Below are 7,028 nucleotides of genomic sequence, written 5' to 3' on the forward strand. Positions count from 1 at the left end.
AAGAGACAGACCTCGTACGCCGCCACACGGTGTACTCCTGCGTGATGGGCTCCCGCGCCTTCGGCCTGGCCACGGAGGGCAGCGACACCGACCGGCGCGGCGTCTTCGTCGCGCCGACGCCGCTGTTCTGGCGCTTCGAGAAGCCGCCGACGCATGTCGAGGGCCCGGAGGAGGAGCGGTTCTCCTGGGAGGTGGAACGGTTCTGCCACCTGGCCCTCGTGGCCAACCCCAACATCCTGGAGTGCCTGCACTCCCCCCTGGTCGAGCACGCCGACGCCACCGGCCGCGAGCTGCTCGACCTGCGCGAGGCGTTCCTCTCCCGCCGTGCCCACCTGACGTTCGCCCGGTACGCGAGCGGTCAGCGCAGGAAGCTGGAGGCGGACGTGCGGCAGCACGGCGCCCCGCGCTGGAAGCACGCCATGCACCTGCTGCGCCTGCTCGCCTCCTGCCGCGATCTGCTGCGCACGGGCGAGCTGGTGATCGACGTCGGCGCGGACCGCGAGCGGCTGCTGGCGGTCAAGCGCGGGGAGGTGCCGTGGCGGGAGGTCGAACGCCGGATGGAGGCCCTCACCGCGGAGGCCGACGCGGCGGCGCCGAGGACCCCCCTCCCGCCGGAGCCGGACCGCGCCCGGGTGGAGGACTTCCTGCTGCGTACCCGCCGCGCGTCGGCCCGCTGAGACGGCGGCGGGCGCGGTCACGACGCCGCGTTGACCGCTCGCGCGTCCCAGAGCGCGCCGAGGGCCAGCAGTTCGCTCCGGTACTCGATGCGCCCGGTCCACTCGGCCGGCCAGGCGGCCGCGCCCAGGTGGGCTCCCGCGAACGCGCCCGCGAGGCAGGCGATCGAGTCGGAGTCGCCCTTGGTGCACGCGGCCCGGCGCAGGGCGGTGAGCGGCTCCTCGGGGAAGAGGAGGAAGCACAGCAGACCGGTCGCGAGTGCCTCCTCCGCGACCCAGCCGTCGCCCGTCGCCAGGCACGGGTCCGTCTCCGGCGACGGTGTGCGCAGGGCCGCCGCGAGCCGTTCCAGCACGGCGAGGCATTCGTCCCAGCCGCGCGCCATGAAGTCCTCGGGCGACGCGTCGTGGGCGTGCGTCCACAGGTCGCCGAGCCAGCGCTCGTGGTACCGGGTGCGGTTCTCGTACGCGTACGAACGCAGCAGCCCGACCAGGCCGGTGGGCTCCGCTCCCTGCGCGAGCAGCCGCACCGCGTGCGCCGTCAGGTCGCTCGCCGCCAGCGCCGTCGGGTGGCCGTGTGTGAGCGCCGACTGCAACTGCGCGGCCCCGGCGCGCTGCTCGTCGCTCAGGCCGGGTACGAGCCCGACCGGCGCGACCCGCATGTTGGCCCCGCACCCCTTGGAGCCGAGCCTGCTGGCCTGCTGCCACGGCCGGTCGCTGTCGAGCAGCCGGCAGGCGACGAGACAGGTGTTGCCGGGTGCCCGGTTGTTCTCGGGCGAGTGGTACCAGTCGACGAACTCCTCGCGTACGGGACGCGTGAGCCGCAGCGGCCCGAGCTCTCCCCGGTCCATCGCGGTCCGTATCCCGCGTCCCAGCGCTAGCGTCATCTGGGTGTCGTCCGTGACGATCGCGGGCGACGGCAGATCCATCTCCCGCCACGGCCCGCACTTCGCGAGGATCGCGGGCACGTCGTTGAACTCGGTGGGGAAGCCGAGGGCGTCCCCCAGCGCGAGCCCGAGGAGGGCCCCGGTGGCTGCCTGCTTCATTCGGACCGTTCTCCTTCGGATCGTCGTTCGGGGCGCAGAAGCGCCGGATGCAGGGTGGTGGCGGTCCCCGCCCGGTGGAGCGCGGCGGGTTTGCCGCGTCCTCCGGTACGCCGGGGCGGGCCGTCCACCGGCTCCACGAAGCCGGGTGAGGCGAGCACCTTTCGCCGGAAGTTGGGCCGGTCCAGCTCGACGCCCCAGACCGTCTCGTAGACCTGCTGCAGCTCGCCCAGGGTGAACTCGGGCGGGCAGAAGGCGGTGGCCAGGCAGGTGTACTCGAGCTTGGCGCGGACGCGCTCCCGCGCGTCCGCGATGATCCGCGCGTGGTCGAAGGCGAGCTCCGGCAGGGCCCCGACGGCCGTCCACTGCGCGTGCGCCGCGTCGCCGCCGCCGCGCGGCTCCGGCAGCCCCGGCACGAGGGCGGTGTACGCGACGGAGACGACGCGCATCCGCGGGTCGCGGTCGGGATCGCTGTACGTGCGCAGCTGCTCCAGATGGAGGGCGGCGGCGGACTCCCGCGACAGCCCGGTCTCCTCGGCCAGTTCGCGGCGGGCGGCGTCCTCGGCGCACTCACGGGGCAGTATGAAGCCGCCCGGGAGGGCCCACGCCCCGGCGTACGGGTCCTGGCCGCGCCGAATCAGCAGGACGTGCAGCCCGCCCTCGCGGACGGTGAAGACGGCGAGGTCGACGGTCACGGCGAACGGCTCGAAGGCGTGCGGGTCGTACGGCGCCCCGTCGCTGCCGTTCATCGCTTCTCCGGCAGCGGGTCGGTGAAGCCCCAGCCCTCGGCGAGCAGCGCGTCCACGGCGGTGACGGCGGTCGCGAGCCGTTCCTCGTGCGGTCCGCGCAGGGTGACGAACCCGCGCCCCGTGCGGAGGAGTTCCTCGCGGAAGCGTCCCGTCATCCAGGGCCGCAGGTGTTCGCCGTCGCGCAGGCCGTCGTCCTCGAAGGGCACGTCCGTGTGGTCGGTGAGCAGCCACAGGTGCTGCCCGCCCCGTGCGGCGACGCGGGCGACTTCGGGGCTGGGGGCGCCGAGGTAGCGCTCGTGCCACACCGTGGTGGCGAAGGCGTCCGTGTCGCAGAACAGCACGGGAGAGCCCGCCCCGGCCGCCGCGTCCTCCCTTTCGCACTGCCGTCGCGCGATCAGCGGGAACTCCTCCGTGTCGAAGACGACGTCCGGCCAGTCGGCGCCGGGCCGCTGCGCGCGCAGCGCGGCGAGCTTCCGTTCGCTGTACTCCCTGCCGTACTCGGGAACGCACCGCGTCCGTTCCCATACGCCGCCGCGGGCCCGGTAGTGCGCGGTGAGCGCGCGCGCCATGGTCGTCGTCCCGGTCGACTCGGCCCCCAGGACGACGACGCGCCGGGCGAGAGCGGCCCGTACCGGCGCTTCCAGGAAGTGCCAGTGGCCGACGGGGTCCGCGCGGACGGCCGTTCCCGAGACCGGGAAGGCCGTGCGGTCCGGGTCGACGCACACCGCCTCCGCGCCGAAGCGCCGGGCGAGCTCCTCGCCGTACGTCTCCGAGGTGAAGACGGCGTCGACGGCCTCGGGCACGGCTTCCAGGAACACCGCCATGTGCGCGTCCCAGACGGCGGGGTCGGTGATATCGACCGGGATGTCGTCCACGGCGCCGACCACGTCGGCGCCGGGGTGCGCCGCCCGCATCCACGCCACCCGTTCGGCGAGCGGTACGGACTCGACGGACGAGGCGCACACGAGAACGGTGAGCCGTTCGCAGCGTTCCTGGGCGGTGCGCACGAGGTGGTGGTGTCCCGCGTGCGGCGGATAGAACTTCCCGAGTACGAGGCCGTGCTTGTACGCGGTCATACGGCGGCCCGCGCGACGGGCTGTTCCAGGGAAGCGCCGCCGCGCCGCCAGTTGAGCAGCCCGAGAACGCACAGGGCCATGAAACCGACGTACAGCAGGGACGTCAGGTACAGCTCCTTGTACGCGTACAGCGGGACGTACACGACGTCGGCCGCGATCCACAGCCACCACGATTCGAGGCGCTTCCTGCACTGCCCGTACGTCGCCATGAGGGACAGCGCGGTCGTCAGGGCGTCCCAGAAGGGGACGGTCGAATCGGTGGCGCGGTCCAGGAGCAGGGTGAGGGTCAGGGTCCCCACCGCCCCCGCCGCCAGCAGCCAGGTCCACTCGGTGCGGCTCGTGCGCCGTACCGGGAGGGACGGGGAGCCTGGTCCACCCCCGTGGGTCCAGGTCCACCAGCCGTAGGCGGCGAGGGAGATGAAGACGACCTGCAGGCCGGCGTCGGCGTACAGGCCCGCCTGGGTGAAGAGGAGGACGAAGAAAAGGTTGTTGGCGATGCCGATCGGCCAGTTCGCGAGGTGCTGCCGGGCGACGAGCCAGACGCAGAGCGCGCCACTGCCGAACCCGAGAACCTCCGTCCAGCTCACCGGTGTGTCCAGGACGGTCACCAGCGGCTGCTGCAACGGCCCGAGTATGTCCGCGAGACTCACGCCCGCCTCCTTTATGGTCAGGATGACTATAAAGGCGCGGGGGGCCGTTCCACAAGCGCGAAAGAGCCCCGGCGGGTTCCTGTACGTACAGGAACCCGCCGGGGCTCGAAGGCGGAGGGAGGAACTCGGTTACAGGCCGACTTCCTTCATCAGCATGCCGACCTCGGTGTTGGTCAGGCGGCGCAGCCAGCCGGACTTCTGGTCGCCCAGCGGGATCGGCCCGAAGGAGGTCCGCACGAGCCGCTCGACGGGGAAGCCGGCCTCGGCCAGCATGCGGCGGACGATGTGCTTGCGGCCCTCGTGGAGGGTCACCTCGACCAGGTAGTTCTTGCCGGTGTTCTCGACGACGCGGAAGTGGTCGGCGCGGGCGTACCCGTCCTCCAGCGCGATGCCGTCCTTGAGCCGCTTGCCCAGGTCGCGCGGGAGCGGTCCCTGGATGGCGGCGAGGTAGGTCTTCTTCACGCCGTACTTGGGGTGGGTCAGACGGTGGGCCAGCTCGCCGTGGTTGGTGAGCAGGATGATGCCCTCGGTCTCGGTGTCCAGCCGGCCCACGTGGAAGAGACGCGTCTCACGGTTGTTGACGTAGTCGTTCAGGTTCTGGCGGCCGTCGGGGTCGCCCATCGTGGCGACGACGCCGGCCGGCTTGTTGAGCGCGAAGAACAGGTGCGACTGGGTGGCGACCGTCAGGCCGTCGACCTTGACCTCGTCCTTGTGGACGTCGACCCGGCGGCCCTGCTCGGTCACGATCTCGCCGTTGACCTCGACCCGGGCCTGCTCGATCAGCTCCTCGCAGGCACGCCGCGAACCCATGCCCGCGCGGGCGAGGACCTTCTGCAGGCGCTCGCCCTCCTGCTCGGCTCCGGGGAACGTCTTGGGTGTCTTCACCTGGGGCTTGCTGTGGCGCTCGCGCACGCGCTCCTCGAGCTTGGCGTCGAGCTCGCGCGGACGGGACGGGGCGCTCTGCGGGCCGCGGCGCAGCCCGGGCGTGCGGAAGCCGCCCTGCGGGGCCTTGGGGCCGCCCTTGGCGCCACCGCGCGCGGACGCGCCGCGGCTGCCGGTGCCCGCGGAACCGCCGGCGCCACTGCCACCGCGACCGGCACCCGCGCCACCACGGCCGGCACCGGCACCGCTGCCGCCGCGCCCGGCGCCCGCGCCACCACGGCCGGCACCGCCACTGCCACCACGGCCGGCACCACTGCCGCCGCGGCCCGCGCCGCCGCCCTCGCGGGCGCCGGGGGCGTCACGGCCGACGTCGTAACGGCGCTCCTCGGGGCGGGGGCGGTCCGGGCGGTCCGAGCGCTTCTGCTTGTCGTCGCGCCCCTTGCCCGCGCCCCGCTGGTTCCGGTCGTTGCCGCTTCCGCTGTTCCTGCCGCTGCTGCTTCGCATCAAAATTCCGTCTTGTCGTCTGCGTGTGTGTCCGAGGCGTACGGGGCGTCCGCATCGAACGACGGCACACCCTCTAGCGTCTCAGCCTCGATCGCGTCCGCCTCCGGGAGGAATGGCGCGAGCTCCGGGAGCTCGTCCAGGCCCCGCAGGCCCATCCGCTCCAGAAAGTAGTTCGTCGTCCTGTACAGGATCGCACCTGTTTCGGGTTCCGTGCCCGCCTCCCCTACCAGACCGCGCTGGAGGAGGGTCCGCATGACACCGTCACAGTTCACGCCCCGCACGGCCGAGACCCGGGAGCGGCTCACCGGCTGGCGGTACGCGACGACCGCGAGGGTCTCCAGGGCGGCCTGCGTGAGCCGGGCCTGCTGCCCGTCCAGGACGAAGCTCTCGACGGCCGCCGCGTACTCGGGGCGCGTGTAGAAGCGCCACCCCCCGGCGACCAGCCTGAGCTCGAATCCGCGCCCTTGTACGGCGTACTCGTCGGCCAGCTCGCGCAACGCGTCCGCGACGGCTCTGCGGGGCCGCTGGAGCACCTTCGCGAGATGCTCCTCGGTGGCGGGCTCGTCGACGACCATGAGGACCGCCTCCAGGGCGGGCTTGAGGCCGAGTTCCGCGACCGCCGCGGGCTCGCTCACGATGTCTCCTCCACCACTTGATCGAATTCGTCCGTCACGACGGGCTGCGCCGTCTGCGTGCCGGTCCATCGCACCATGAGCTCCCCGAGGGCCTCCTCCTGGTCCAGGACGACGGCCTTCTCCCGGTAGAGCTCCAGCAGCGCGAGGAAGCGGGCCACCACGGTCAGGGTGTCGGCGGCGTCCTCGGTCAGCACCTGGAACGTCGCCTCCCCCAGGTCCCGAAGCCGCGCGACGACCACCTCGGCCTGTTCCCGTACGGACACCAGTGGCGCGTGGATGTGGTCGACGTACACCTGCGGCTCCGCCCGGGGCTGCATGGCCTTCACGGCGAGCTTCGCGAAGCCGTCCGGGCCGATGCTGATGACGACCTCGGGGAGCAGCGCTGCGTGGTGCGGTTCCAGGCCGACGGTACGCGGGTACCGGCGGCCCTCCGCGTCGAACCGCTCGCTGAAGATGTCCGCGATGCGCTTGTACGCGCGGTACTGGAGCAGCCGGGCGAAGAGCAGGTCGCGGGCCTCCAGCAGCGCGAGGTCGGCCTCGTCCTCCACCTCGGCGGCGGGCAGCAGCCGCGCGGCCTTGAGGTCGAGGAGCGTGGCGGCCACCACGAGGAACTCGGTGGTCTGGTCGAGGTCCCAGTCGGGTCCCATCGCGCGGATGTGCGCCATGAACTCGTCGGTGACCTTGGACAGGGCGACCTCGGTGACGTCGAGCTTGTGCTTCGAGATGAGCTGGAGCAGCAGGTCGAACGGTCCCTCGAAGTTCACCAGCCGAACGGTGAACCGCCCGTCCCCGGCAGCGCCCTCCCGGCGGTCCGGTGA

8 protein-coding genes are annotated in these 7,028 nt (G+C 72.6%); 1 reads left to right on the forward strand and 7 read right to left on the reverse strand.

Annotated features, from left to right (window positions below; translation table 11 throughout):
- On the forward strand, positions 1–677 hold a 677-nt coding region (locus E2E34_RS28810; RefSeq protein ID WP_138904818.1), incomplete at its 5' end, for a nucleotidyltransferase domain-containing protein.
- 17 nt (positions 678–694) lie between these two features.
- On the opposite strand, the gene E2E34_RS28815 is transcribed toward E2E34_RS28810, so the two are convergent.
- The 7 genes from E2E34_RS28815 to E2E34_RS28845 form a co-directional block, all read right to left on the reverse strand.
- On the reverse strand, positions 695–1,717 hold the full coding sequence (locus E2E34_RS28815) for an ADP-ribosylglycohydrolase family protein (RefSeq protein WP_138904819.1): 1,023 nt from the start codon (positions 1,715–1,717) through the stop codon (positions 695–697).
- Positions 1,714–2,463 (reverse strand): NUDIX hydrolase, encoded by a 750-nt coding sequence (locus tag E2E34_RS28820; protein ID WP_138904820.1) that lies wholly within the window; start codon positions 2,461–2,463, stop codon positions 1,714–1,716. Before E2E34_RS28820 ends, E2E34_RS28815 begins: the two co-directional genes overlap by 4 nt.
- Positions 2,460–3,539 (reverse strand): AAA family ATPase, encoded by a 1,080-nt coding sequence (locus E2E34_RS28825; protein WP_138904821.1) that lies wholly within the window; start codon positions 3,537–3,539, stop codon positions 2,460–2,462. Before E2E34_RS28825 ends, E2E34_RS28820 begins: the two co-directional genes overlap by 4 nt.
- Positions 3,536–4,189 carry a nicotinamide riboside transporter PnuC gene (gene pnuC / locus E2E34_RS28830; protein WP_138904822.1) on the reverse strand — a complete coding sequence of 218 codons (654 nt, stop codon included), beginning with the start codon at positions 4,187–4,189 and terminating at the stop codon, positions 3,536–3,538. The genes E2E34_RS28825 and pnuC overlap by 4 nt, the downstream gene beginning before the upstream one ends.
- Before the next feature lie 129 nt (positions 4,190–4,318).
- The gene (locus tag E2E34_RS28835; RefSeq protein WP_138904823.1) at positions 4,319–5,575 is read right to left on the reverse strand and encodes a pseudouridine synthase; all 1,257 of its coding nucleotides are present in this window, start codon (positions 5,573–5,575) and stop codon (positions 4,319–4,321) included.
- Positions 5,575–6,279 (reverse strand): SMC-Scp complex subunit ScpB, encoded by a 705-nt coding sequence (scpB, locus tag E2E34_RS28840; RefSeq protein WP_279637910.1) that lies wholly within the window; start codon positions 6,277–6,279, stop codon positions 5,575–5,577. Before scpB ends, E2E34_RS28835 begins: the two co-directional genes overlap by 1 nt.
- The coding region (locus E2E34_RS28845) for a segregation and condensation protein A (protein ID WP_138904824.1) at positions 6,207–7,028 on the reverse strand (822 nt) is incomplete at its 5' end. The genes scpB and E2E34_RS28845, both read right to left, overlap by 73 nt.

It is taken from the genome of Streptomyces albidochromogenes, assembly GCF_005981925.1.
GTDB classification, from domain to species: Bacteria; Actinomycetota; Actinomycetes; order Streptomycetales; family Streptomycetaceae; genus Streptomyces; species Streptomyces albidochromogenes.

Excerpts from the sequence above, each read along its gene's own strand:
- E2E34_RS28815 (WP_138904819.1), bottom strand. The coding sequence starts at position 1,717 with ATGAAGCAGGCAGCCACCGGGGCCCTCCTCGGGCTCGCGCTGGGGGAC.
- E2E34_RS28820 (WP_138904820.1), bottom strand. The coding sequence starts at position 2,463 with ATGAACGGCAGCGACGGGGCGCCGTACGACCCGCACGCCTTCGAGCCG.
- E2E34_RS28825 (WP_138904821.1), bottom strand. The coding sequence starts at position 3,539 with ATGACCGCGTACAAGCACGGCCTCGTACTCGGGAAGTTCTATCCGCCG.
- E2E34_RS28835 (WP_138904823.1), bottom strand. The coding sequence starts at position 5,575 with ATGCGAAGCAGCAGCGGCAGGAACAGCGGAAGCGGCAACGACCGGAAC.
- scpB (WP_279637910.1), bottom strand. The coding sequence starts at position 6,279 with ATGGACCGGCACGCAGACGGCGCAGCCCGTCGTGACGGACGAATTCGA.